This window comes from Sporosarcina koreensis (assembly GCF_042655825.1).
Taxonomy (GTDB): Bacteria; Bacillota; Bacilli; order Bacillales_A; family Planococcaceae; genus Sporosarcina; species Sporosarcina koreensis.
The window spans coordinates 450596-474897 of the sequence record NZ_JBHSNP010000002.1; the positions used below are offsets into that span (position 1 = coordinate 450596).

At 47.5% G+C, this 24302-nt stretch carries 27 protein-coding genes; 15 read left to right on the top strand and 12 right to left on the bottom strand.

Annotated features, from left to right (window positions below; genetic code table 11):
- The first annotated feature begins 7 nt into the window (after positions 1-7).
- Positions 8-649: a DsbA family oxidoreductase gene (locus ACFPTP_RS02380; RefSeq protein ID WP_381441821.1), complete on the top strand. Its 642-nt coding sequence runs from the start codon at positions 8-10 to the stop codon at positions 647-649.
- Positions 650-670: 21 nt separating this feature from the next.
- On the opposite strand, the gene ACFPTP_RS02385 is transcribed toward ACFPTP_RS02380, so the two are convergent.
- Genes ACFPTP_RS02385 through ACFPTP_RS02415 form a run of 7 tightly spaced genes read right to left on the bottom strand, consistent with a single transcriptional unit; the run spans position 671 to position 6458 of the window.
- Positions 671-1057: a Na+/H+ antiporter subunit G gene (locus ACFPTP_RS02385; RefSeq protein ID WP_381441822.1), complete on the bottom strand. Its 387-nt coding sequence runs from the start codon at positions 1055-1057 to the stop codon at positions 671-673.
- Positions 1035-1319: a Na(+)/H(+) antiporter subunit F1 gene (locus tag ACFPTP_RS02390; RefSeq protein WP_381441824.1), complete on the bottom strand. Its 285-nt coding sequence runs from the start codon at positions 1317-1319 to the stop codon at positions 1035-1037. Before ACFPTP_RS02390 ends, ACFPTP_RS02385 begins: the two co-directional genes overlap by 23 nt.
- On the bottom strand, positions 1316-1798 hold the full coding sequence (locus tag ACFPTP_RS02395; protein ID WP_381441826.1) for a Na+/H+ antiporter subunit E: 483 nt from the start codon (positions 1796-1798) through the stop codon (positions 1316-1318). Before ACFPTP_RS02395 ends, ACFPTP_RS02390 begins: the two co-directional genes overlap by 4 nt.
- Positions 1799-1821: 23 nt before the next feature.
- Positions 1822-3306, bottom strand: coding sequence for a Na+/H+ antiporter subunit D (locus ACFPTP_RS02400; protein WP_381441827.1), 1485 nt, complete (start codon positions 3304-3306; stop codon positions 1822-1824).
- Positions 3299-3637 (bottom strand): Na(+)/H(+) antiporter subunit C, encoded by a 339-nt coding sequence (locus ACFPTP_RS02405; RefSeq protein ID WP_381441829.1) that lies wholly within the window; start codon positions 3635-3637, stop codon positions 3299-3301. Before ACFPTP_RS02405 ends, ACFPTP_RS02400 begins: the two co-directional genes overlap by 8 nt.
- A 3-nt stretch (positions 3638-3640) precedes the next feature.
- Positions 3641-4063: a Na(+)/H(+) antiporter subunit B gene (locus ACFPTP_RS02410; RefSeq protein ID WP_381441830.1), complete on the bottom strand. Its 423-nt coding sequence runs from the start codon at positions 4061-4063 to the stop codon at positions 3641-3643.
- Entirely contained in the window at positions 4050-6458 is a 2409-nt protein-coding gene (locus ACFPTP_RS02415; RefSeq protein WP_381441831.1) for a Na+/H+ antiporter subunit A, read from the bottom strand. Before ACFPTP_RS02415 ends, ACFPTP_RS02410 begins: the two co-directional genes overlap by 14 nt.
- Before the next feature lie 285 nt (positions 6459-6743).
- Here ACFPTP_RS02415 and ACFPTP_RS02420 point away from each other — a divergent pair, with 285 nt between their 5' ends.
- Positions 6744-7418 (top strand): histidine kinase, encoded by a 675-nt coding sequence (locus ACFPTP_RS02420; protein WP_381441833.1) that lies wholly within the window; start codon positions 6744-6746, stop codon positions 7416-7418.
- A gap of 69 nt (positions 7419-7487) precedes the next feature.
- On the opposite strand, the gene murB is transcribed toward ACFPTP_RS02420, so the two are convergent.
- Positions 7488-8399 (bottom strand): UDP-N-acetylmuramate dehydrogenase, encoded by a 912-nt coding sequence (gene murB, locus ACFPTP_RS02425; protein ID WP_381441835.1) that lies wholly within the window; start codon positions 8397-8399, stop codon positions 7488-7490.
- Between the two features lie 219 nt (positions 8400-8618).
- On the opposite strand from murB, the gene ACFPTP_RS02430 reads away from it, so the two are divergent.
- Complete coding sequence (locus ACFPTP_RS02430; protein WP_381441933.1) at positions 8619-10976, top strand: penicillin acylase family protein; 2358 nt, start codon at positions 8619-8621, stop codon at positions 10974-10976.
- Between the two features lie 222 nt (positions 10977-11198).
- Positions 11199-11726, top strand: coding sequence for a YceI family protein (locus tag ACFPTP_RS02435; protein WP_381441836.1), 528 nt, complete (start codon positions 11199-11201; stop codon positions 11724-11726).
- A 304-nt stretch (positions 11727-12030) separates the two neighbouring features.
- Here the strand turns inward: ACFPTP_RS02435 and ACFPTP_RS02440 are convergent, their stop codons facing one another.
- Complete coding sequence (locus tag ACFPTP_RS02440) at positions 12031-13074, bottom strand: DmpA family aminopeptidase (RefSeq protein WP_381441838.1); 1044 nt, start codon at positions 13072-13074, stop codon at positions 12031-12033.
- A 221-nt stretch (positions 13075-13295) separates the two neighbouring features.
- Here ACFPTP_RS02440 and ACFPTP_RS02445 point away from each other — a divergent pair, with 221 nt between their 5' ends.
- The 3 genes from ACFPTP_RS02445 to ACFPTP_RS02455 are packed head-to-tail and all read left to right on the top strand — an operon-like array spanning position 13296 to position 16891.
- Positions 13296-13667: an ArsR/SmtB family transcription factor gene (locus ACFPTP_RS02445; RefSeq protein ID WP_381441839.1), complete on the top strand. Its 372-nt coding sequence runs from the start codon at positions 13296-13298 to the stop codon at positions 13665-13667.
- Positions 13648-15756, top strand: a complete 2109-nt coding sequence (locus ACFPTP_RS02450) for a heavy metal translocating P-type ATPase (protein WP_381441840.1) — start codon at positions 13648-13650, stop codon at positions 15754-15756. The genes ACFPTP_RS02445 and ACFPTP_RS02450 overlap by 20 nt, the downstream gene beginning before the upstream one ends.
- A 28-nt stretch (positions 15757-15784) precedes the next feature.
- Positions 15785-16891: a GNAT family N-acetyltransferase gene (locus tag ACFPTP_RS02455; protein ID WP_381441841.1), complete on the top strand. Its 1107-nt coding sequence runs from the start codon at positions 15785-15787 to the stop codon at positions 16889-16891.
- A 30-nt stretch (positions 16892-16921) separates the two neighbouring features.
- Here the strand turns inward: ACFPTP_RS02455 and ACFPTP_RS02460 are convergent, their stop codons facing one another.
- Complete coding sequence (locus ACFPTP_RS02460; protein WP_153009923.1) at positions 16922-17077, bottom strand: lmo0937 family membrane protein; 156 nt, start codon at positions 17075-17077, stop codon at positions 16922-16924.
- A gap of 120 nt (positions 17078-17197) precedes the next feature.
- Between ACFPTP_RS02460 and mntR the strand changes: the two genes are divergently transcribed.
- From mntR to ACFPTP_RS02485, 5 genes are all read left to right on the top strand, one after another.
- Positions 17198-17608, top strand: a complete 411-nt coding sequence (mntR, locus tag ACFPTP_RS02465; protein ID WP_381441843.1) for a transcriptional regulator MntR — start codon at positions 17198-17200, stop codon at positions 17606-17608.
- A gap of 20 nt (positions 17609-17628) precedes the next feature.
- Positions 17629-18492, top strand: a complete 864-nt coding sequence (locus ACFPTP_RS02470) for a CvfB family protein (protein WP_381441845.1) — start codon at positions 17629-17631, stop codon at positions 18490-18492.
- A gap of 58 nt (positions 18493-18550) precedes the next feature.
- Positions 18551-19438 (top strand): DUF1002 domain-containing protein, encoded by an 888-nt coding sequence (locus tag ACFPTP_RS02475; RefSeq protein ID WP_381441846.1) that lies wholly within the window; start codon positions 18551-18553, stop codon positions 19436-19438.
- 46 nt (positions 19439-19484) lie between these two features.
- The gene (locus ACFPTP_RS02480; protein WP_381441848.1) at positions 19485-19766 is read left to right on the top strand and encodes a GNAT family N-acetyltransferase; all 282 of its coding nucleotides are present in this window, start codon (positions 19485-19487) and stop codon (positions 19764-19766) included.
- Between the two features lie 400 nt (positions 19767-20166).
- Complete coding sequence (locus tag ACFPTP_RS02485; RefSeq protein WP_381441850.1) at positions 20167-20640, top strand: DUF4064 domain-containing protein; 474 nt, start codon at positions 20167-20169, stop codon at positions 20638-20640.
- Between the two features lie 44 nt (positions 20641-20684).
- Here the strand turns inward: ACFPTP_RS02485 and ACFPTP_RS02490 are convergent, their stop codons facing one another.
- Complete coding sequence (locus ACFPTP_RS02490; protein WP_381441851.1) at positions 20685-21185, bottom strand: GNAT family N-acetyltransferase; 501 nt, start codon at positions 21183-21185, stop codon at positions 20685-20687.
- A gap of 287 nt (positions 21186-21472) precedes the next feature.
- On the opposite strand from ACFPTP_RS02490, the gene ACFPTP_RS02495 reads away from it, so the two are divergent.
- The 3 genes from ACFPTP_RS02495 to ACFPTP_RS02505 all read left to right on the top strand — a co-directional run bounded on the left by ACFPTP_RS02495 (position 21473) and on the right by ACFPTP_RS02505 (position 23073).
- Positions 21473-21817, top strand: coding sequence for a hypothetical protein (locus ACFPTP_RS02495; protein ID WP_381441853.1), 345 nt, complete (start codon positions 21473-21475; stop codon positions 21815-21817).
- A gap of 137 nt (positions 21818-21954) precedes the next feature.
- On the top strand, positions 21955-22767 hold the full coding sequence (yidC, locus tag ACFPTP_RS02500; RefSeq protein WP_381441854.1) for a membrane protein insertase YidC: 813 nt from the start codon (positions 21955-21957) through the stop codon (positions 22765-22767).
- Between the two features lie 57 nt (positions 22768-22824).
- Positions 22825-23073 (top strand): hypothetical protein, encoded by a 249-nt coding sequence (locus tag ACFPTP_RS02505; RefSeq protein ID WP_381441856.1) that lies wholly within the window; start codon positions 22825-22827, stop codon positions 23071-23073.
- 34 nt (positions 23074-23107) lie between these two features.
- Here the strand turns inward: ACFPTP_RS02505 and ACFPTP_RS02510 are convergent, their stop codons facing one another.
- Positions 23108-24262: an MFS transporter gene (locus ACFPTP_RS02510; protein WP_381441857.1), complete on the bottom strand. Its 1155-nt coding sequence runs from the start codon at positions 24260-24262 to the stop codon at positions 23108-23110.
- Positions 24263-24302 lie beyond the last annotated feature (40 nt).

The window sequence follows — 24302 nt, forward strand, 5'->3', positions numbered from 1 at the left end:
ATGGAACGTGAAAATAGAAATCTGGTCAGACTATGTTTGCCCGTTTTGTTACATTGGGAAACGGAGATTGGAAGAAGCATTGAAAGCGACGGACTTTAAAGGTAGTGCGGAAGTGGTATTCAAAGCGTTCCAGTTGGACCCGAATACACCTGTAGGGACGGGAGGTTCCGTACCGGAAGGGTTAGCGGAAAAATACGGCATCAGTTTAGAGGAAGCAAAAAAGATGCTGGATAACGTTGCAGTGCAAGCGAAAACTGTCGGCCTTGATTTTGATGTCGACAGCATGACAGGTGCAAACACATTCGACGCGCACCGACTTGCCAAGCTTGGCGAACAGGAAGGGAAGGGCGCTGCCATCACGGAACGACTTCTGCAAGGTCATTTCGTAAAAGGGGAAGCAGTCGACAATAAAGAAACATTGGCGGCCATTGCCGGGGAGGCGGGGCTATCGGCGGAGCGGGTTCAACAGGTACTTCAATCCGACGAGTTTGCCAAAGATGTGAAAAGGGACATTCAAGAAGCCGGACAGATCGGAGTAAGAGGCGTGCCTTTCTTCGTCATCAACCGCAAATACGCTATTTCAGGGGCACAGCCTGTTGAAGCATTTACAGAAGCGCTGAAAAAAGTGGTGGCTGAAGAAAAGAATTGACCCCAAACAAAAAACGACGGTCTAGCTTTTTTCGCTAGAACCGTCATTTTCGTTTTCCTTCCCATATAAAACTTCACGCAACTCATCTTCCGTTGAAATATCCGCAAGCTTCACCTTCGAGCGGTATGCCGCACGGACAATCAAATGACCTGCGACGGGTGCAGTGAGAAAGACGAACACGATTCCGAGCAGCACCCGAACACTGACAAACTGCTCCCGGAACAAGAAATAGAGAAAAGTGCCCGATAGCGTCAGCAACACTGCCAAGGTCGAGCTCTTCGTCGCAGCGTGTGATCTCGTATAAATATCCGGCAATCGGATAAGCCCGAAAGCACTAATAACACTTGCAATCCCGCCTGTCAAAATCAACAGCGCACCTATGAATTCACCGATCTCGTTTACGCTCAACGATGACCCCCCTCTCAATGGCTTTCGAAAAGGCGATCGTTCCGATGAAGGACAAGATCCCTAAAATCAAAATGACCTCCAAAAACGCTTTCGTCTTCAATATGATCGACACGACAGCAATCATCGCAATCAAATTGACCCCGATCATATCAAGTGCGATGACACGGTCCGGCATGGAGGGGCCAAGGATGATCCGCAGCACGGCAATGGAGATGGTGATGGAAAAAAGGACAAGAGATATCGTCACCATTGTTTCAATCATCGTGTCACCTCCATAATCGCTTTTTCAAAATTCTTCAGTTGTTTGATCAAACCGGCCCGGGACTGCTCGACATCCATCGCATGGATATAAAGCGTGCTGCCTTCAGGGGATACTTCCATAACGACAGACCCCGGCGTCAAGGTGAGGAGAAGCGACAGCATCGTCACTTCCACATCACTTTTCAAAACGGTTTCATATTTAAAAATGCCCGGTTTGATATTCAATTTCGGACTTAAGATCTGCCTCAATACGACAATGCTTGACTGGGTCAATTCCGAGATGAAGATCAACAGCAATTTAAATGAAGAAAATAACCGGCGCAAATAAAACTGGGTGCCGAAAAAGCGGTGCATGAAAAAGATGATTCCGATTCCGACAAGGAAACCGGCGAAGAACGTCGTGAACCTCAATTCATCTTCATCAATCAATGTCATCCATAAAAAAGCGATGAATAGATTCAGTAATAACTGGGCTGGCACTTATCTTCACCTCAACTTTCCACTTAACGATTTCCTTGTAAAACAGCATCAATATATATTTCCGGATTCATTAGCGTCCGGGCTGCATCGCTGACATACGGCGCGAGGCCTTCGACGCCGATTCCAATCGCGACCGTCATGATCGCAAATAGAATGCAAGGAACGAGCATCCCTTTTTTCAAAGGAACGTCGTCGTCCTCACTAATGATCGTCTCTCCCCAAAAACAATTCAGGAAGATGCGCAACAGTGAATACAGGACGAAAATGCCGGATAAAAAGGCTACGATCAAAAGGATGAAGGAGCCTGTTTCGATTGCTCCCTGTCCGATGAACACCTTGCCGATGAACCCGCTTAACGGCGGAACTCCCGCCAGTGATAGCATCGTGATGAAGAAGAGCCAACCGAGCGCCGGATAGTTCCGGATCAAACCGCTCATCTCTTCGATCTTTGCTTTCCCGGTCAAATAGATCATTGTTCCTGCAACAAGGAACAGCAAAGCCTTGACGACCATGTCATGAATCAAATAATAGATGGCGCCTTGGAATGCAATTTCAGATGATATTGCAAGCCCTGCCAAAATGAATCCGACAGCAATGACGACGTTATACGAAACGATTTTTCGGATGTCGTTATAAGCAAGCGCTCCGACGCTTCCGCCGATCATCGTAAGAATCGCCATCACACCGATTGCGGTATGCGTAATGCCCGGTTCATGATAAAAGATGAGGGTGAAAACGCGGAACATCGCGTAAATCCCCACCTTCGTAAGCAAAGCGCCGAAGAGGGCCGCTATGACGGTCGGCGGTGCACTGTACGATCCTGGCAGCCAGAAGTAAAGGAGCAGTCCCGCCTTCAAGCTGAAGACGACTAAAAAGATAAGGCTGATCACCGTTAGCAGTGGGCCTTGGCCGACTGCGGCAATCCTGACCGATAAATGGGCCATATTCAATGTGCCGATCGTTCCGTATAAATATGCGATTCCCATTAAGAAGAACCATGAGGAAAGGACATTGATCGTGACATATTTGATTGATTCAATCAGTTGGATCTTCCTGCCTCCCATTGTAATGAGCACATAGGAGGAGAGGAGCATCACTTCGAAACAGACGAATAAGTTGAACAAGTCCCCCGTCAGGAATGAACCGTTCACTCCCGCAACGAGGAAGAAAACGAACGGGTAAAAAAACATATGCTCATATTGCTTTCCGATCGATGAAAAAGCGTAAATGAGAAGTATCCCTGTCACAAGCGAAGCCGTCACCACAAGCAGCATGGCAAAAGAATCTGCAACGAATAAAATGCCATACGGGGGAAGCCATCCGCCGAAATCGAGCCTTAAAATCCCTTCCTGCTGGATTTTGTGTAAAATGACGAGACTGACAGCTATTGTCGCTATGCTCGATAGGATGCTGAGGAATCGCTGCGTCTTCGTGTAATGACGTAAAAAAACGAGAATAATCCCTGTTACCAAAGGGATGATCATTGGCATCACGACTATGTTATTCATCTTCGAACCCCCTTAACTTTTGGAGGTTATCCGTTCCGGTCTTTTTGTATGTACGATAGGCAAGTACAAGAAGGAATGCAGTGACGGCGAAGCTGATCACGATTGCTGTCAGGATCAGCGCCTGTGGCAACGCATCCGTGTAGCTTTCCGCATTCTCGCCGAGCAGCGGCGCACTGCCTTTCTTCAGTCCTCCCATAGTCATCAATAGCAGATGTGCTGCATGCGACAGGACGGCAGTCCCTAAAATCACGCGTATCAAATTGCGGGACAGCAGCAAATAGACAGCGATCATTACAAGAAAGCCGACAAGTATTGTAATTAAAGTTTCCATCTGCTACACATCCTCACTAATGGTTGAAATAATCGTCACGACTACACCGACAACCGTCAATGCCACCCCCGCTTCGAATACGATCACTGTAGAAAGTTCGGTTTCGCCGAAAACAGGTAAATTGAAATGACGGGCCGCCTGTGTAAGGAAATCCTTGCCGAACAGGACCGAGCCTATGCCTGTACCGACGGCAAGAAACGCCCCTAGAGCCGCGATTTTCTTGAAGTCGAACGGAATGCCTTTATGCACCGTCTCAATATCGTTAACTAAGTAAAGCAATACGAATGCGGAGGAAAGGACGAGACCGCCGATGAAACCGCCGCCGGGATTGTTATGCCCAGACAGGAACAGCTCGACACCAAACGTCAAAATGATGAAAACGACGATTCTCGTCACTGTCTGCAAAATGACATCATTGGTCTTCAATGTCCTTTTCCTCCTTTCGCACTTTCAATTTAATAAGCGTGAACACGCCGATTCCGGCTATGAAGAGGACAACAACTTCCAGCATTGTATCGAACGCCCGGAAATCTCCCAATATTGTATTGACAATATTTTTACCCCCGGCCAGGTTGTATGCATCTTCAAAGTAAACCGAAATGGATTCGAACATTTTATTCCCCTGAACAGTGAGGGCGAGCACCGTCACAATCGTTCCTACGGAAAAGGCGATCAACCCATTCACCAATTTTGTGCTGATTGGCGAACGCTCCTTCTTCCATTCCGGCAAAAAGTAGAAACAAAGTAGGAATAGGGCAGTTGTCACCGTTTCAACGACAGCTTGGGTCAGCGCCAAATCCGGCGCTCGGAAGACGACAAAGAAGAACGCGATGGAATACCCGAGCACTCCATTTAATATGATTGCCGTCATCCGGGACTTTGCAAATAGGATTGAAATCCCCGCAACCGTCATCGCAAGTACAATCAGATATTCATTCGTCGTGATCGGTGAGTCATTCGAAAAATCGAATGAATAGGAGCCCGTATATAATACGGCACCTCCGACCGCCAAGATAAAGAAAGTGAAAATATAAACGAGATAATCCTTCAAATACCCTTTCATGTAAAGACGGGTAAAGAAGTGGGATACCTTTTCAAGCAGGATCAGATTGGCATTGAAGGCGGCATCCAGATTCCAATTCAATGGAGCGATCGTATAAATGCCTTTCCAATAACGCATGAACCTGTAAAGGATGATGCCTAGAATGACGACGCCGATCGTCATCATCAATGCGGCATTGAACCCATGCCATGCGGAGATTTGCGGTATCAATCTCTCAACACCTTCAACTGAAGGGTAGATGGCTTCCAATGCAGGGCGCAGCAAATAGTTTCCGATGACATTCGGGAAGAAAAAGATCCCGACGACAAGAAGAGCCAAAATGGAAGGCGCGATAAGCATTCCGAATGGAGCTTCCTTCGACGGCTTCTCGATCCGATCCGGTTGGAATTCCCCGAAAAACGTTTGAAAAACGATGATCATGCTGTATACAAACGTGAATACGCTCGCAAGCCAGGCAACAATGAGGAAGAGAGTCCCCAAGGTGCTCACTTCGAAAAGATTCAAATTCCGTGCATTCACCAATGCCTCAAAAAACATTTCCTTGCTCAGGAAACCATTAAAAGGAGGCAGTCCGGCCATAGAAAAGCTGCCGATCAAAGCGATACTGAAGGTGACCGGCATGAAAGACATCAGGCCGCCCAATCTGCGGACATCCCGCGTCCCAAGTTCATGGTCGACAATCCCGACTACCATGAAGAGGGCTCCTTTAAATGTGGAATGGTTAATGAGGTGGAATAATGCTGCAAACGTGGCCTGCGAGTAAATGACGAAATTGACGCTATGACCTTCATTGAGTGCAGTGGATCCAAGACCGAAGAGGCTCATGACCAAGCCGAGCTGACTGATCGTCGAATAAGCGAGCAATGCTTTCAAATCAGTTTGTTTGACGGCATTGAAGGAACCCCAGAACAAGGTGAAAATCCCCACACCGCTAACAATATAAAACCAAATCATCTGACCCCCGAAAATAGGTGTGAAACGGGCGACCAAATAGATGCCTGCCTTCACCATCGTTGCGGAGTGCAAATAGGCACTGACCGGCGTAGGTGCTTCCATCGCATCCGGCAGCCAAATATGAAACGGAAATTGCGCGGATTTCGTAAATGCACCTAATAAGACGAGCAGCATGGCGAATAAAAAGAGAGGTTCGTCCGAATACTCTCCAATCGTGACCACTATCTCACGTACACTATACGTTCCTGTCATAGTATGTAGCATGATGAAGCCCGCAAGCATCGCAAATCCGCCCGATACCGTAATGAGCATGGACTTCTGCGCACCATACCTCGATTTTTTCCGATGGTACCAGAAGGCGATGAGCAGGAAGGACGAAATGCTCGTCAATTCCCAAAAGACGTATAACACCATCAGATTATCGGAAAAAACGACACCAAGCATGGCACCCATGAACATGAGAAGGTACACATAAAAGCGTCCCAATGATTCCCGTTCGGATAAATAATAGATGGAATAGAGGATGACCAAACTGCCGACACCCGTAATGAGGAGACCGAATATTAAACTGAGGCCATCAAGATACGTTGTAAAATGGATTCCTGCAGAATCGATCCACCGGAAAGTATGTGTATACGTTTCACCTTTAGCAATAGAAGGGATGAAGCTTGCAAGCGTTGCAAATAGCAGGAATGGAACAAGCAAGACAAACCAGCCGATTTTACGGCTATGTATCCTTTTATATAGAAAGGGAACGAAGATGGCTGCTATGAAGGGAATGAATATGGAAAATGTAATCGACAAACAGCTAACCTCCTGTAAATAAGGGATTTCAACTTCTTATGTAAAATTTTTCTTGATTAACAGGGATGGGCTTGACTCATACCGGAACTGGGGACATAATAGGTAGCTACAGAACCATTCGAATAAGATCATAGTTGAATTATACACTAAACCTATTTTTACCGCACAATGCGGCATTTACATCTTGTCAGCCAATCGTCTTTTATGTATAATATTGTGGTTTTCAATTGTAGATGAAATGGTGTTACAGCTGAACGAAAATAACGCTAAGAGGTGACTACGGTCATGGGCAAAGTAAAAGGTCGTATGGACGAGAGCATACTTGTTTGTGTCTATTACGGTCCAAATGGCGAACGTCTCATTAGACGTGGACATAAAATGGCATCCATCATCGATTGTCCACTATATATATTAACGATTGACCCATTGCCATTCGATGAATTTGACGCCGAAAAATCCGAGTATGTACAAAGATGGAAAGAGCTTGCTGAAGAGCTCGATGTTGAAGATTTCATCGTCATGGATAATGAAAAACGGCCGGTTGCAAAGGTGATCAAAGAGGTAGCTCACAAACATAATATTACGCAGATCATCATCGGTCAAACTGCTCAAAGCAGATGGGAAGAGATCACAAAAGGTTCGTTCATGAACGTGTTGTTGCGGGAAATCACTTTTGTTGATTTTCACGTCGTTTCTGTCGACCGTGCCATCAAGGACGAAATCGAAGGCATGTTTGAAAAAGGCGTGCGTGCTTATTTAGTCGAAGAAGGGGACGGCTTCCGGATCAGCTTCACCCTTTCGAAAGAGGCGCGTTTCGAAGGCATCTTCTTTAAGGAGATCGGAACGGATTTCAACAACGGGATCTTTAAATTCATGAACAATAATAAAATGTGTCAAGTGCAGATAACGGATGACAAAGTCACCGAAGCGACTCAATTCGTCTGCAAAATAGACCAGTAAAAACTGAACTTAAATAGAAGCGGATGGCCGGTTGAGGGTCATCCGCTTTTTGTTTGTAATCAAATAAAATTATTCTTCACCAACTATTTTTACTTCCAATTCCAAGTCGACGTCGAATTTCTTTTTCACTTCAGCCTTCACCATATTGATCGTTTCGATATAATCGGACGCAGTCGCTCCGTTTTTATTCACAATGAAACCGGCGTGCTTCGTCGACACTTCCGCGCCGCCATGGCCTTTCCCTTGCAACCCGCAATCTTGGATCAATTTCCCTGCGAAATAGCCCGGCGGCCGTTTGAATACACTTCCCGCAGAAGGGTATTCGAGCGGCTGCTTGGATTCCCGCTGGAACGTCAAATCCGCCACTTTCGCATCAATCGCTTCCTGGTCACCCTCAGCCAACTCGAAATCAGCGGACAAGACGTAATACCCTTCAGACGCAATGATGCTCTTCCGATAGCCAAGCTCCAGTTCGTCCTTCGATAAAACAAGGCGTTCGCCCGATTTCGTCAGTACGGTGCATTGCACGATAATATCTTTGATTTCCCCGCCGTATGCGCCTGCATTCATCGCCATTGCACCTCCGATGGAGCCGGGGATGCCGCACGCAAATTCAAGGCCGGTCAACGATTCTGCAGCTGCCTTCCTTGAAACATCGATGATGAGCGCTCCTGCTTCTGCATGAACCTTTGTACCGTCCACTGTAATCGTATCCAGCTTCGACAGATGGAGGACGATGCCACGCACTCCGCCATCCCTGACAACCATATTCGACCCATTTCCTAATAATAAAAGCGGAATCCCATTTTCATATGCATACCGTACCGTCGCTTCCGTTTCCTCGATTGTTCCCGGAATGACGAGTAGATCTGCAGCTCCGCCAAGTTTTGTCATCGTATATTTGTTTAATGGTTCATCTATCCGTAGTATGCCTTCTGTAATAATTCCACGTAAATCTTCTAACCACTGATGCTTCGACATCAACATCCAGTCCCTTCAATTCTAATGCGATGAAATCCTTCCTTTTTGCTGAATCAAAAAGAAGGCTTCACTTTTATAAGTATGCTGGCTATCCGGGATTTTGACAAGAAAATATAACCGGGTTTTCGGATGTTGAAAAATTCCATTTGAAAATAGAGGGGATGAATGGCCATTCATAGAATTGAATAGCAGGGGGGATGCACTGTGAGAAAAAGGAAAATGGGGAAGTGGACAAAGGTATTGGCATCCGTCTTTGGCGGATTGCTTGCAATACTCGTTGTCGGGCTGATTGCCATCAATGTGTACATAGGTAAATCGAAGCCGCTTATCGAAGGGGAGGTAAGCGTGGACTTCTTGGATGCCGACGTGGAAATCATGTGGGATGTGAACGGCGTGCCGCATATTACCGCCAGTAGCGATGCCGACTTGTATCGTGCCCAAGGCTTTGTGCAGGCACAGGATCGTTTATTTCAAATGGATCTGGCTAGGAGGCAGGCGAGCGGCCGGCTGGCTGAAGTGGTCGGTGCCGCTGCTGTCGATACGGATAAGACATTCCGGACGTTCAGCTTGCGCAATGCGGCGGAAGCTTCCTATGACGGATATGGCGAAGAGGCTAAGAAGGTGCTCGACTGGTTCGCGGAAGGCGTCAATGCTTTCATGGAGCAGGCGAAAAACGACGGGAAACTACCTTATGAATTCAAGCTCCTTGGCTATGAACCTGAGGCGTGGACGCCGATTGATTCGCTCACAATCGGCAAGTATATGGCCTACGACTTAGGGGGCAACTGGGACAGCCTAGCTGTCAGGCATTGGGCGCTGAACAATTTCCCTGAGGAGCAGGCACGGGAATTATTCGTCAGCTATCCGGACAATGCCCCTTCAATCATCGAAGCGAATTTGAAGACGCCGGTTGAAGTGGCGGGCCGATTCAATCCGGATCTAGTGCCGCATGAGTTCAACGGCAGCAATAACTGGGTTGTTTCCGGAGAGAAGACTGCGTCCGGAAAGCCGCTTCTCGCGGATGATCCTCATCTAGGATTGAATACGCCTTCAATTTGGTATCAAATGCATTTGCAATCGCCTGAGCAAAATGTCGGGGGAGTTATTTTTGCAGGCGTTCCAGGCATCATCCTTGGCCATAATGAAAGAATCGCATGGGGTGTCACGAATGTCGGGCCGGATGTGCAGGATTTGTATATCGAAATCCCGAATCCGAACGACCCGACCCAATTCCGCTATGACGGGAAGTGGGAACAGGCTGAAGTGCGTGACGAAACGATTTCGGTAAAAGGGGAGGAAGATGTTCCATTCGAAGTGATTGTTACGAGGCACGGGCCGATCATGTCGGAGATTCTTTATAAATCCCAGGATCCAGGCGCGTTGTTCTCCATGCAATGGACGGCTTTGGAACCGACGAAAGAACTCGAAGCAATCATGAGAATGAACAAAGCGGGGGATTGGGAGACGTTCGAAGCCGCATTGGAGGATTTCCATGCGCCGGCGCAGAACTTCGTGTTTGCTGCAGTGGACGGGACAATCGCCTATAAAGCGAACGGAAGGATTCCGATCCGCAAACAAGGGGACGCCCAGCTGCCGGTGCCAGGTGATACATCCGAATACGGCTGGAGCGGATATGTGCCTTATGACGAACTTCCGAAAGTCGTTAACCCGTCCGAAGGTTTCATCGCAACTGCGAACAATGAAGTCGTCGATGATTCGTACCCTTATCATATTACGAAATTCTGGGCACAGCCCTATCGTTATATGCGAATTGCCGAAGTGCTGCGGGCCGGCGACAGTTTCACAGCGGAAGAAATGATGGACTTGCAGATGGATCAGGCGAATTTATATGCCCGGGAGTTTTTGCCGGACTTGATCGGCTCATTGAAGGCTGCGGATAGCGAAGGAAAGTATTCCGGGATTATCAGTATGCTGGGACAATGGGACCAGGTGGACTCCCCGGAAGCGGGTGCGCCGCTCGTCTTCCATAAGTTAATGAAGCAATTGCCGAAAACGATGTTCAGTAATGAAATGCCTGAAGATGTATATAAGCTCATGCCGGGCAAAGGGCAGATCACCGACCAAATGCTGAGGGATGCTTACAGCGGCAAGCCGGGCGTATGGGTGTCCAACTATGGTGGCGTCGACAAATGGGTCTATGATTCATTCAAAACGTCCATTGCGGAAATTGAAGAGCAGTTCGGGAATAATTTGTCAAAATGGAAGTGGGGAGATTTCCACCAATTGGCCTTCCCGCATTCATTAGCGGCTGCGTCTCCGATTTTCGCCTATTTCCTCAACCCGGAAAAACAGGCGATCGGCGGCTCAAACGTCACTGTGCAGGCGGCTGCATTCAAAGACGATGGAACCGTAAATCACGGTGCATCATGGCGTTTCGTCGCGGATCTGTCCGATTTGTCAGCGGCGCACCACATCGTCGGCCCCGGTCAGAGCGGGCATATGAAATCGAGATGGTTCCACGACCAAGCCGAAGATTGGGCGAAAGGCATCTACCACGAAACCGTCCTCGATGGGGAAGTGAAAGATGGTTATACGTTGAAATTAAAAGCGAAATGATAAAAGGAACGCTCTTGCTAAAGGGCGTTCTTTTTTAGATTGAGGATACGGAACTTTTATTTTTGAACATTATATCTTGACTTCAAGACATATTAGGTATACCATATGAATATATCTTGGAATGAAGATATTTTCGCCAAGCGGGAATGTCTTTCGGGAAACAGGGTATAAGGAAAAGGGTATCAAACAAAAAAATGGTAAAAAACGAAAGGGGATAGAACAATGACAACTTGGAAAGTGGACGCGTCACACACAAGTGTTGGTTTTTCAGTAAAGCATATGATGGTTTCAAAAGTTAAAGGAAGCTTCGCAGGAGTGGAAGGGACGATCGAGGGGAACCCAGAAGACCTGACAAATGCGAAAATCAATTTCACAATCGATGCAAACTCAATTAATACAAATAGCGGGGACCGCGACAATCATCTTCGTTCAGGCGATTTCTTCGATACTGAAAAATTCCCTCAACTGACATTCGTCTCCACAGACATCGTGAAAAAAGGCGATGATGAGTACGACGTGACAGGCGATTTGACAATCAAGGACGTAACGAAAAAAGTTACATTTGAAGCAGAATTCGAAGGCACAGGAACAAACCCATGGGGCGTTCAAGTTGCTGCATTCGAAGTCGAAGGGAAAATCTCCCGTAAAGAGTTCGGTCTTACATGGAACCAGGCACTTGAAGCAGGCGGCGTGCTCGTAGGCGACGACATCAAGATTTCAATCGACCTGCAGGCAAATCCGGCACAATAAATATAGATATAGAACGGCACGCATGAGCAGTGAATTCATGCGTGCCGTTTTTTATATTGCCGGGCTCTTGCTCCGCGCTCATAACCGCCGCTCCTGCGCTCATAAATCGTATTCCGCGCTCATAACCGCCGCTCCTGCGCTCATAAATCGTATTCCGCGCTCATAACCGCCGCTCCTGCGCTCATAAATCGTATTCCGCGCTCATAACTGCCGCTCCTGCGCTCATAAATCGCATTTCGCGCTCATAATCGTCGCACGTGCGCTCATAAATCGCGTTTCGCGCTCATAATCGCCACTCCCGCGCTCACTCCCCAACAAGCGGCCATCTCTCGACCGTACGCCCATGTCTCCCAGTCGTCGTCTCCGCATGCATCAATGATTGATAAACCGCTTCCTCCGTCGCCTCGATGACCGCCTGGAAAAGCCCGTTCATCACCTTGGCATCATCGCGCAGCAACGTATAACTCACCGTATCGCTTCCTTCACCCGAATGCGGAATCGTAAAAGCATTCGAGAAGGCGATGATGATGTCGCCGCTGCCGTTATGGATATGGGAACCGGTACGCCCAAGGCCGATTGCGGCACGCTTAGCAAGTCGCTTCAATTGTCGGCTATCGACCGGCGCATCCGTTGCGACGATGATCATGACGGATCCGTCCGGTTTTTCGCTTTTCATTTCGCTGGATGGCTTTAAGTCGTTCTTCGCCGTCTTCATCTTCAGTCCATTCCGCGCAAGCCATTCATCAATCAAGCATTCTTCCGCATTGCCGAAATTCGTCAATGTCAGAACGCCAATTGTGAATGAATTCTCCCCATGAGGGACAACCCTTGAAGAAGACCCGATCCCGCCTTTCCTTCCAAAGCAGATCATCCCTTTTCCTGCACCGATATCACCTTGTTCAATCGGACCACCATCCGCCTTGCGAATTGCTTCAATGGCATGTTCCGGCCGTACTTTCATCGACCGCATCGCATTCAGGTAACTGTCGTTGCATTCCCCGACGACAATGTTCAATGAACTCGTGGAATCCCCGATTGCTGCATTCTCCCCAAGCATATGTTGCAGCGTCCCTTCGAGCACCGCCCCGACGCTGAATGTATTCGTAAGCATGATCGGAGACTCGATGACACCGAGTTCTTCCACTTGAATGAGTCCTGCCGATTTGCCGAAGCCATTCAAAACGAAGCTCGCTGCCGGCACTTTCTGTTCAAAACAATTTCCGCCGTGTGGCAAGATTGCCGTTACTCCTGTACAGGCTCTTTCCGGGCCTGCTTCCTCCAGCAACGTCACATGGCCGACCTTCACACCCGGCACATCCGAAATGGCGTTCCATTTTCCTTTTTGCATACTTCCACACTCCCGTTTCACTTGATGATCAATACTGGCGACGCGATCCATTTCGCAACGCAACATTATAGGAATCATTATCCCATTCCATACTGATGACAAAAACCCTTTATTTTGAAATGAAATAAACAATCAAATAGTTGTTTGATTGTACTTGCATTGGGAAAAGGCTGAACATATACTGGATTATAATCAAATGAACATTTGAATGAGGTGTCGAAATGAAAGTGAAAGATATATGCGAAGTGACGGTTGTCCATGAGGAAGTAGTCGAGAAAGTTCAGAAGGGGTTGCCGGATGTCGGCGGCATGGTTCGAATCTTCAAGGCGCTTGCAGATGAAACGAGGTTGAAGATCGCCTACTCGCTCACATTGGAGGAGCAGATGTGCGTCTGCGATGTGGCGGCGGTCATCGGCGCTTCTACCGCGACGGCTTCCCATCATTTGCGTTACTTGCGTGAGCAAGCCCTCGCAAAGTCGGAGCGCAAAGGGAAAATGGTTTATTACTCCTTGGCGGATCACCATGTTTCTGACCTTGTAAAAATTGCGCACGATCACGCTGCGGAAAGGGAGGATGAGCCGGATGACAACTAAGACGGAGTATAGACTCGAGAATTTGTCTTGTGCCAATTGCGCGATGAAATTCGAAAACAATGTAAGAAGCATCCCTTCCGTAGCGGAAGCGACCGTCAATTTCGGCGCTTCGAAGCTCTCTTTCATAGGGGACGCGACAATCGAAGAGCTACAGGCAGCAGGTGCGTTTGATGGCATTCAAGTCGTTCCTTTGACGAAAAGGGAACCTGATCCGAAAATCCCGTTTTTCCGTAGGAAGGAAAATATCGTCACCATCCTGTCTCTCCTCTTCGTCATTGCGGGAATGATTTTCACTCACCGGGACATCCCGCACCCGACCGTAGCGACAGGCCTGTTTGCAGCCGCCATCCTAGTCGGCGGAACAGGGATGTTCATTACAGGAATAAAGAACCTCGTACGATTCGATTTCGACATGAAGACATTGATGACAATTGCGATTATCGGAGCGGCGATTATCGGTGAATGGCAGGAAGCGGCTGTCGTCGTCTTTTTATTCGCGGTGAGTGAAGCACTTGAAGCATATTCCATGAACAAAGCGCGGCAATCGATCCGCCAGCTCATGGACATCGCTCCGCCTTCCGCTATCGTACGCCGAAATGGCAAAGACCTAGAGCTCCCGACGGAAGACATACGGGTCGGCGATATCCTTCTCGTAAAGCCGGGGCAGAAAATCGCGATGGACGGCGTCGTGCTCAGCGGGCGGTCGACTGTCAATCAGGCAGCCATCACGGGGGAGTCTGTTCCAGTACTGAAACAAGTCGACGATGAAGTGTTTGCGGGGACGTTGAATGAAGAAGGCGCGCTCGAAGTGACCGTGACGAAGCTCGTGGGGGATACGACAATCGCGAAAATCATCCATTTAGTCGAGGACGCTCAAGCGGAAAAGGCGCCTTCTCAAAAGTTCGTCGATCGATTCGCGAAATATTATACGCCAATCATTATCGGCGTAGCGATTTTAGTCGCTATCGTCCCGCCTCTTTTCGGAGGGGATTGGCATACATGGGTTTACCAAGGGCTCGCGGTGCTTGTCGTCGGCTGTCCATGCGCACTTGTCGTATCCACGCCAGTCGCCATCGTGACGGCAATCGGGAATGCAGCGCGCCAAGGCGTTCTCATTAAAGGAGGCGTCTATTTAGAGGAGATGGGCCGCATTCATGCAGTCGCCTTCGATAAGACGGGCACGTTGACAAAAGGGTATCCGGAAGTGACGGATTTCATATCAATGGACGGAGAGAAGCGAAATATCCTGCAAGCGGTCGCTGCAGTTGAATCGATGTCCCAGCATCCATTGGCACGTGCGATCGTCGACTATGCGGAGGATCAAGGCGCAGGATTGGCAGACATCCGGAACTTCCAGTCGGTCACCGGGAAAGGGGCCTTCGGGGAAGTGGATGGAAATCTCGTCCATGTCGGCAGCATGAAGTGGGCGTCCGAGCTCGCGGAATTGCCTGCGGACATGAGAAAACGTGCGGAGGAATTGCAACAGGTAGGGAAATCTGTCATGGCGGTTCTCTTCGATCATAAATTCCAAGCATTGATTGCAGTGACGGATCCATTGCGGCCGGAAAGTGCGCATGTGTTACGTCAGTTGAAAGGTGCGGGCATCCACCATACGGTCATGCTCACAGGGGATGACGAGCGCACGGCTGAATCAATTGCGAAAGTTGCCGGCGTGACCGATGTGCGAGCAGGGCTCATGCCGGAAGACAAATTGACAGCCGTGAAAGGATTGATCGGTCAATACGGCAGAGTTGCGATGGTCGGCGACGGCATCAATGACGCACCTGCGCTCGCCGCTTCTTCGATCGGAATCGCAATGGGCGGGGCAGGGACGGACGCCGCGCTTGAAACGGCGGATATCGCCTTGATGGCGGATGATCTCCGTCAATTGCCATATACGATGAAATTAAGCCGAAAAACGTTGCAGATTATTAAAGAAAATATTATGTTTGCATTAGGCTTGAAAATTGTAGCGCTGCTTTTGATCATCCCAGGATGGTTGACCTTATGGATTGCAATCTTTGCGGATATGGGTGCGACATTGCTAGTCGTCCTGAATTCATTGAGATTGATGCGGATCCATAAGTGAAGTACGCAGCCCGAACGGGGGAATTGGAATGAAATTGCGGGAATGGACGATGGAAGAACAGGAACAGCTCATCCATTTTTTAACGACGAATACATGGCCGTTTCATGGAAATGCACATCCGGAACGCGAGCTGATCGAGAAGACAATTGAAGATGGCGGGTATGAATCGGATGAAGTGAAAACGTTCTGGGTACAAAACGATGAAGATGTCATCGTCGGAATCGTGAAAATCCATGATTTGCAGGATGAAATACCGCTTTTCGATTTACGGATTGCGGACCGCTACAGAGGATTCGGGTACGGACCGAAAGCGCTCCGCCTCATTACAGAATTCGTGTTCGGCATGCCGGAAGAGAAAATCCGATTGGAAGGACACACCCGCCAAGACAATTTGGCGATGCGGAAGACATTCGAACGCGCCGGGTTTGTGAAGGAAGCCCATTTGCGCAAAGCCTGGTTTTCACCGAAAGAGAATTCCTATTATGATGCCGTCACATACGGAATGACGCGAGAAGACTTTTTGGCGGGAACGACGACGCCTGTCATGTGGGAAGATGCGGGTTTTGGAGAAAAAACGAAAAAACGCATTCCGAATGTTCCGGCTGAATTCGAGTCCGAGCGTCTCATCATCCGGATGCCTGAAGTGGAAGATGCTCTTGACGTATGGAATGCAATGCGGAATTCGCAGCCAGCCTTAAAGGAATGGATGCCATTTGCGCAGAAAGCACCCGAGCTCCATGCGACAGAAGAGAATCTGCGCCAGGCAATCGCAGATTTCATTACACGGAAAGACTTGCGGCTCCATATGTTTTCGAAAGAGACGGGTGAGTTCGTCGGATCGACTGGACTCCACCGCATCGATTGGGCAATCCCGAAATTCGAAATCGGTTATTGGCTCGACACGAAGTTCGAGGGGCAAGGGCTTATGACCGAGGCGGTTGAGCGATTGGCGGGCTTTGCATTCGAAGAGCTGAACGCACGAAGGGTAGAAATCAGATGTGATGAGAAAAATGTGAAAAGCCGTTCCGTCGCTGAACGGGCAGGGTTTGAGCTGGAAGGGACGTTGAAATGCGATTCGCTTTCAGTGGATGGCAAACAGTTACGGAATACGTGCATCTATGCAAAAATAAAATAAGAAAGGGTGCCAACTGATGGCACCCTTTCTTTAAACCGATCGCCTTCCGGTCAATAACTGGATGACGAATATGATTCCTGCGATGACTAATAAAAGGTGGATAAGTCCTCCTCCGACCTTCATGACAAATCCGAGCAGCCAGAAGGCGATTAGTGCTACGATAATGATCCAAAGTATTTTACCCATTTTTTTCACTCCTTCGAAGTGGTATAGTGAATTTACCCGTAAGTTCGAAATTGTAAACTGCCTTTCATGCATGATTTTTCATCAAATGGGCAGGGAATGTACATACTGGAGGTGGAACGGTTGGCAACACCAAGTATGGAAGATTATATTGAACAGATTTATTTGCAGCTGGAGGCGAGGGGAGAGGCCCGCGTCTCTGATGTAGCTGAAGCGCTGTCGGTATTGCCTTCTTCGGTCACGAAAATGGCGCAGCGGCTTGACCGTGAAGGGTATGTCGTCTATGAGCGCTATAGAGGACTGGAACTGACAGAAAAAGGATTGGTGTTTGGAAAGAAACTTGTCAGGAGACATGAACTTCTTGAACAGTTTTTACGGATCATTGGAGTTGAAGAGAAGAACATCTATCAGGATGTTGAGGGGATCGAGCACCACTTGAGCTGGAATGCGATGGACCGGATTACGGACCTCGTGGAAGCGATGAAAGAGGATGAAGGATTCGTGGAAAAATTGAAAGAACGGCAAAGCTTCTAAATGGAAGAGGTAGATTTAAAATGACAGAATACAAACCGGGGTTTATAGCCCAGCTATCCGTAATTGGACAAGAAGGATCCAGATGGATTTTGGACGGCGGCGATCAGGAACAGGGGATTATGATCAATGCATCGGAATTCGATGCTCCGATCGAAGAGGGAGATAAAGTAGAAGTCTTCCTGTATGTGAACAGGCGCGGCGAATTGACGGCGACTGCCCACATCCCGAGAATGACGTGCGAATCGTTCGGCTGGGGGAGGGTCATCCGGCTCGACGATAAGGAAGGTGCTTACGTTGACATCGGTTCGTCCTTCGAAGTGCTCGTGAATAAAGCGGACTTGCCAAGAGTGAAAGCGCTGTGGCCGAAGACGGACGACGAGCTGTTCATGACATTGCGCACCGATCTGGGCGGCAATATCTTCGGGCGACTCGCGACGGAGGAAAGAGTGCTTGAATTGATTGCGGAAGCGCCGGAAACGGTTTTCAATCAAAATTTGAAGGCGCGGGCATATCGCTTGCTGCCGGTAGGATCGTTCTTTTTGAGCATTCCGGAAAACTACCGGATTTTCGTCCACAATACGGAGCGCGAGCATGAGCCGCGTCTTGGCGAGGAAGTGGACATTCGGATTATCGACGTGCGAGATGACGGTACACTGAATGGCTCACTGCTTCCAAGAAAAGAAGAACGCCTCGGCGATGATGCGGAAACTGTGTATCGGTACTTGACGGATGTAGGCGGTAAAATGCCGTTTTCGGATAAGTCGACTCCTGATGAGATTAGCGAAATGTTCGGCATGAGCAAGGCCGCGTTCAAACGCGCGCTTGGCAAACTGATGAAGGAAGGGAAAGTTTCGCAAAGTGAAGGTTGGACGACCTTGAAATGAAGCTGGAACTTTTTTGATTGCACGTCGTACTACTTCATAGTACAGGAGGGGAATACTTATGAAGAGAATATTGATGGTGGCAGGAGCATTGCTGCTAATCGTCGGGGGAATGCTGCCGGCGAATGCGAAAGCCGATACGACTATTGATGAAAAATTAGGTGTGCCTATTGTTGTAATGGGAGCAAACTTGACAGATGCGGAAAAGGAAAGCGTTAAAAAGAGCTTGAAAGTCGAAGAGAATGCCGAAGTCGAAGAGATTACGGTCGACGGAAATGATCTTGTGAAATATATTAAAGGCGGCAACAGCCAAGCGAGAATGTATTCATCCGCTAAAATTACAAGGCAGGATGAAGGGAAAGGACTCGTCATCAACATCGTCACGCCTGACAATATTACACAAGTGACGAACGAGATGTATGCGACAGCGATGATGACTGCTGGAATTGTAGACGCAGTCGTTGAAGTGGCAGCGCCGAAGCCGGTGACGGGCCATTCCGCACTGGTAGGGATTTATAAGGCGTATGAAGTGTCCGGAGAAACGCTCGACACCGAGCGGACGGATGTCGCCAATGACGAGTTGAATCTAGCAACGAAGTTTGCGAAGGATTCGGGCATCGATCAGGACAAGGTTGCGGAGCTTCTGACGGAAATCAAGAAGGAGATCGCCGATAACAAGCCTGCGACAAAGGAAGAAGTCGAGAAAATCGTCAATGACCAATTGAAGAAACTGAATATCGAACTGAGCGAGGATGACCGGCAATTGCTGATCGACCTCATGGACCGGATCCGTAACTTGGACATCGATTTCGGGAAATTGTCCGAGCAATTGTCGGACATGGCAACGACGATCAAAGAGAAGTTCGGCGAAATCGATCCCGGTTTTTGGGATAAAGTGAAACAGTTCTTTGCGGATCTTTTTGACTCGATCAAGTCTTGGTTCAAGTGATAACCCTGCACAATATGATAGAATATTGGAAAAGGAGTGAGACACAATGGAATTTGAATTTGTCGAGCTTGGCGGTGACGCATTCGCGTTTCGTCACGAAAAGGACGGAAAGATGCTAGCCGAAATCACATGGACGCTTCTCGCGGATGTCATGGTCATGGATCACACATATGTGTCACAAGAACTGCGCGGCGGAGGCGTAGCGAAGCAACTGCTTGACCGTGCTGCGGAGTATGCCCGTGAAAAAGGATACAAGATGGAAGCGGTATGCTCCTATGTAGTCACTGCGTTTGAACGCTATAAAGAATACGACGATATTAAAGCGTAAAACAAAAGCGAAAGCCGTCACGGAGAACGGCTTTTGCGAGCACAAGCGTAGCGTTGCGAGCACAAAAAAGGCAATCCTTCAACGAATAAAGGATTGCCTTTTATTTATACATAAAATGAATTAAAGTCCCCATGCCATTGTGACGAAATAGACGATGCTTGTAAGTACAGTTGCGCCTGCGACGGTATAAAACATATCCGTTGAGTTGAACATGACCTTGTTCCTCATATTTCATGCTCTCCTTTCGCTTCATGATGTTTTCTTCATTAGGATGATAGTACCCGTAATTGATGAACCCAAAACTTACCTTGTGAAAAAATGGAGTGAAAACGAAACTTATTGTTTAATCTCTCGTATACTTGTTATGATAGAAAAAATGTAAAAGGAAAGGGTGCTTCACTTGAATCGCACAGCGGAAAAGGTATTATCCATCATTGCGGTCATTATGACTGCAGTTGGGGTTATTTTAGGTTTCATTGGAATGGCTATTTTAAATGTCGCGAAAAATGACCCGGCATTTATGCGGGAAATTGAAATGGAATTGATGGCTGACCCATCGTTGACACCAGCTGACGTAGACGCCGTATTCACGTTTTTTAATCTTCTCGGAGGCTTTGTCTGGTTCATCATTTTCGCAATGATCATAAGCGTCGTATTGAATATTATCGGTATCGTCAACATCTGGAGAAACAAGAATGCCAAACTTGCAGGAATCATGTTCATCATTGCAGGAGTGTTGGGCGGGATCCTTTCGTTGCCTTCCATCCTGCTATACGTCGCAGCGATTCTTTGCTTCACAAAAAAGCCGCCGTTACAGGATGAACTTCAATTTTCGGATCAATCGTATGACAGCGATGGAATGAGACCATTGTAAAATTAAAGAGACGCTTCCCCGTCATTGGGGAAGCGTCTTTTGCCTTAATAGGCTAACACCGGTTTATGAATATAGTAGACATACTGAACTGTTTCAACAGGGTATCCTTCGAAATATTCTTCGAATACCTCCAGTAATTCAAATCCTTGTTTTTCGTAAAATGCCCGTCCGGCTGTATTCCGGCTATCCACGTAAACGTAAAGTTGTTTGGCGTTGCCGAGCATGCCGATCGTAAAGTCGAAAAGTTTTTTGCCATAGCCTGAATGCTGATGGGACGGCAGAATATACATGTCAGTCAATTCCGAGTCGCCATCTTCGTCTTCCCTCGTGAAATTGAGGAAGCCGATCGGGGTTCCTTGTTCACATTCGGCGACAAGCACATGCGTCTTTTCCATCCGTTTCACCATCATTGCATTGGAATAGGAGCGATTGATAAATGCTGTCTGAATGTTTTCAGGAATGATCCCCGCATATGTATCATTCCACGTGATGTGGGCAATGTGTTGAATATAGCCAATATCATCGGCAGTCATCGGTCTAATCATGTCGCAGTCACCTCCGCAATCCTTTTTGTTATCATAACAAAAAAAGGAACAAGAAACTATGCTTGTAATCATAATGAAATATAAAAAAGTAAATTATCTAAAAAGTTTGTCGGATTCATAGGTAATCAACTGAATTATTTGAAATGACTCCAATGATATGAGATGCTGATACTAGGAAAGTTCCCCTGCTTGCCGAAACTGAGAATGACAAGTGGAAGTTTTCAAAATCGGGATAAGGGTATACTACGTATAATACGATTTCTTAAATTAATGGAGGAATGATAGTTATGGCACGTAAACGCGGAAATGGATTGCTTCTTGCCACGTTGGCTGCAGGTGCATACGCATATTTCAGCAAAAAGGAAAACCGTGACAAGGCGATGGTTGCAGTGAATAATATGAAAACAAAGGTCGATTCATTTATACAATCGCAAAAATTGAACCGTTCCGATGATACGAAAGCCGGTCATTCGGATCCATACGATTTGCAGGACAATAAAATGGTGAGTGAAGGCGCGCAAACAAGCGTACATTACTACAACCAAGAAGTTGAAGACAAATCCAAGGAATCAAAAGAGGACGGCCTCTACAGCAAGAAAGTTGACACGAGCCAAGCTCCTCAAAATCAATAATCAATTCGCTTCCAATATGGAGGCGTTTTTTTATGTCCATTTTTCGATAAATACTCGTAAACGACGAACATTAATTGTAATTGCACCGTGAATTGATGTATACTTTTCAGTAGTTTGAAATAGTGAAGGTGAATTTATTGAAAAAGAAAATTGGTTTATTATCGATATTGATAACCACAGCCGTTTTCCTCAGTGGTTGTTCCGGAGTCCAGAACAAAGAAGGGACGTTCTATAATATTTTCGTCAAGCCGATGGAATGGCTTCTTCATTATCTTGGTGAGACATTCAATGGAAGCTATGGATTGGCGATCATCGTCATTACCGTTGCCATCCGTTTGGTCCTCATGCCGCTTATGTTGAAAAACTACAAGTCGCAGCAAGAAATGAAAGTCAAAATGGACGCCCTACGTCCGGAAATGGAAGACATCCAAAAACGCATCAAACAAGCGAAAGAAAAGGAAGACAAGGAAGAGCAGATGAAGCTTCAACAGGAAATGATGGGCTTGTACTCCAAGCATGGCGTCAATCCGCTGAACATGGGCTGCCTGCCGTTGATCATCCAGATGCCGATCATCATGGGCCTCTATTTTGCAATCCTTTACGCTCCGCCGGAAGTGAAAGAGCATCAATTCCTTTGGTTCAACTTAGGCGAGCCGGACAAGATCATGATGCTTGTTGCGGGTGCGGTTTATTTCGTACAAGCACGCGTCTCATTGTGGACAATGCCTGAACAGCAAAAGCAGCAGATGAAGCTGTTCATCTATATGTCGCCAATTATGATCATGTTCATTTCATTCACGGTGATGGCGGCGCTTCCGCTCTATTGGGCAGTCGGTGGTCTATTGCTCATTTTCCAAACATATTTGGGTCGGAAGTTTTACTATAAGGAAGTGCAACAACCGCTTCCGGAGACAAAGAAAGAAACAGGGAAAGAAACAAAGAAAGATTGAACAAAGGCATATGGGAGGCTGGAGAGCAATCTCCGGCCTTTTTTGGAGGGAATTAACGTGACTCAAAAGAAAGCAGGCGTCATCGGGATTGTTTTGTTAGGGGCCGTGACATTGTTTTTCGTCATCAGAGGTCAACTGGACTTTGCAATCCTGACGATGATGGCGCTCTTCACGTTGACGAACGCTTCGAGGGCTAAATCGTTCAAGGAGCAAGGGTATGACAGGGAATCCAGATGGATGCGCTATTTATCGATCCTTTTTGCGGTTTCATTCGTCATTGTATTAGCGCTTATCATTTTTAAATAAAAAATGTTCTCCGGGGACGGAGAACATGGAACAATCAATAAGCTAACCGTTTGCGTGTAGCAAGTACGATGAAGATTGCAGGGATGGAGCAGATCGTCATTCCTAAAAATGCGGTTCCAGGCGAGATTTCATATAGGTATCCTGCTGGAAACGTCAGGATGGCGGTGCTTAAGCTCATTGCGAATGCGGCATAAAACCCTTGGGCCGCGGCAATCTGCGAATCTGGGAGCTTTTTCGAAATGTATTGGATGAACGCGTAATGGGCGATTCCGAACGAAGCGGCATGCAAAACTTGCGTCGTGATAAAAACAACCGCGGTTGGAAATAGGAAGACGAGCACCCATCGTATCGTCGACCCGATTGCAGCAATGAGGAACATCGTCGATATCCGCATGTCGGAAAGTAACCGATCTGCTTTTGTGAAAAAGAGGATTTCGAATAGGACAGCGATGTTTAAAATGATGCCGATATAAAATCCGTTCACATCCAAATCATCGAGGAACAGGAATCCGTAGTTGTAGTATGATGCATGGGCGCCTTGCAAAAGGACGGCAAGCACCATGATGATCGGAAAGCCTTTTGTCGCAAACAACTTCTTCAATCCGGTTTTCCGGTTGCGCGGATCCTTCCTGTCCGGAATGCTTTGCAACACGGCTGGTGCAGGCTGGGAATAAAAAATGACAGCAACCGCGAGGCCGGCAATCATCATATAAAGGATGGCCTGTTCATTCCAGATGGCTGTCGCAGCACCGACAAGCAATAGTGCAATCGTATAACCGATCGAACCGAACGAGCGGCTCTTGCCGTAATGGACATGCTCTTTTTGCATGAGGACGGATGCACCGCTTTCAACAGCGGGCAAAATGATCGGATATACTGAACTGAACAGCACCGTAATGATGAACAATGCGATGAACGGGGACTGGGGAATGTAAAGGACTGCCAGAAGCAGCGACAGCACCGTCATCCATTTCATGACACGGATATACGATGTTCTTGCCGTCAAATATGGGAAGACAAGAAATGTGGAAAACGACCGGGCGATCATTCCAGCGCCCATGACGATACTGGCGTCCTTCACGGACAACCCTTTTTCAATCGTCAGCCAGCCTGTCCAGTAGGGGAGAAAGACGCCCCACGTAAAGAAGAAAGTTAAGAAGCTTATCGAAAGCCAACGTTGATTATTCATAAGTGATCCTCGCAATCATTCATTTAACACATGTGAAATA

Coding starts and splice junctions, on each gene's coding strand:
- ACFPTP_RS02455 (WP_381441841.1), top strand. CDS start 15,785: ATGAAATTGCGGGAATGGACGATGGAAGAACAGGAACAGCTCATCCAT.
- ACFPTP_RS02430 (WP_381441933.1), top strand. CDS start 8,619: ATGGGGAAGTGGACAAAGGTATTGGCATCCGTCTTTGGCGGATTGCTT.
- ACFPTP_RS02435 (WP_381441836.1), top strand. CDS start 11,199: ATGACAACTTGGAAAGTGGACGCGTCACACACAAGTGTTGGTTTTTCA.
- ACFPTP_RS02460 (WP_153009923.1), bottom strand. CDS start 17,077: ATGGGTAAAATACTTTGGATCATTATCGTAGCACTAATCGCCTTCTGG.
- ACFPTP_RS02510 (WP_381441857.1), bottom strand. CDS start 24,262: ATGAATAATCAACGTTGGCTTTCGATAAGCTTCTTAACTTTCTTCTTT.
- ACFPTP_RS02405 (WP_381441829.1), bottom strand. CDS start 3,637: ATGGAAACTTTAATTACAATACTTGTCGGCTTTCTTGTAATGATCGCT.
- ACFPTP_RS02495 (WP_381441853.1), top strand. CDS start 21,473: ATGGCACGTAAACGCGGAAATGGATTGCTTCTTGCCACGTTGGCTGCA.
- ACFPTP_RS02475 (WP_381441846.1), top strand. CDS start 18,551: ATGAAGAGAATATTGATGGTGGCAGGAGCATTGCTGCTAATCGTCGGG.
- ACFPTP_RS02480 (WP_381441848.1), top strand. CDS start 19,485: ATGGAATTTGAATTTGTCGAGCTTGGCGGTGACGCATTCGCGTTTCGT.
- ACFPTP_RS02390 (WP_381441824.1), bottom strand. CDS start 1,319: ATGATTGAAACAATGGTGACGATATCTCTTGTCCTTTTTTCCATCACC.
- ACFPTP_RS02470 (WP_381441845.1), top strand. CDS start 17,629: ATGACAGAATACAAACCGGGGTTTATAGCCCAGCTATCCGTAATTGGA.
- ACFPTP_RS02490 (WP_381441851.1), bottom strand. CDS start 21,185: ATGATTAGACCGATGACTGCCGATGATATTGGCTATATTCAACACATT.
- ACFPTP_RS02440 (WP_381441838.1), bottom strand. CDS start 13,074: ATGCAAAAAGGAAAATGGAACGCCATTTCGGATGTGCCGGGTGTGAAG.
- murB (WP_381441835.1), bottom strand. CDS start 8,399: ATGTCGAAGCATCAGTGGTTAGAAGATTTACGTGGAATTATTACAGAA.
- ACFPTP_RS02420 (WP_381441833.1), top strand. CDS start 6,744: ATGGGCAAAGTAAAAGGTCGTATGGACGAGAGCATACTTGTTTGTGTC.
- ACFPTP_RS02400 (WP_381441827.1), bottom strand. CDS start 3,306: ATGAATAACATAGTCGTGATGCCAATGATCATCCCTTTGGTAACAGGG.
- ACFPTP_RS02450 (WP_381441840.1), top strand. CDS start 13,648: ATGAGCCGGATGACAACTAAGACGGAGTATAGACTCGAGAATTTGTCT.
- ACFPTP_RS02445 (WP_381441839.1), top strand. CDS start 13,296: ATGAAAGTGAAAGATATATGCGAAGTGACGGTTGTCCATGAGGAAGTA.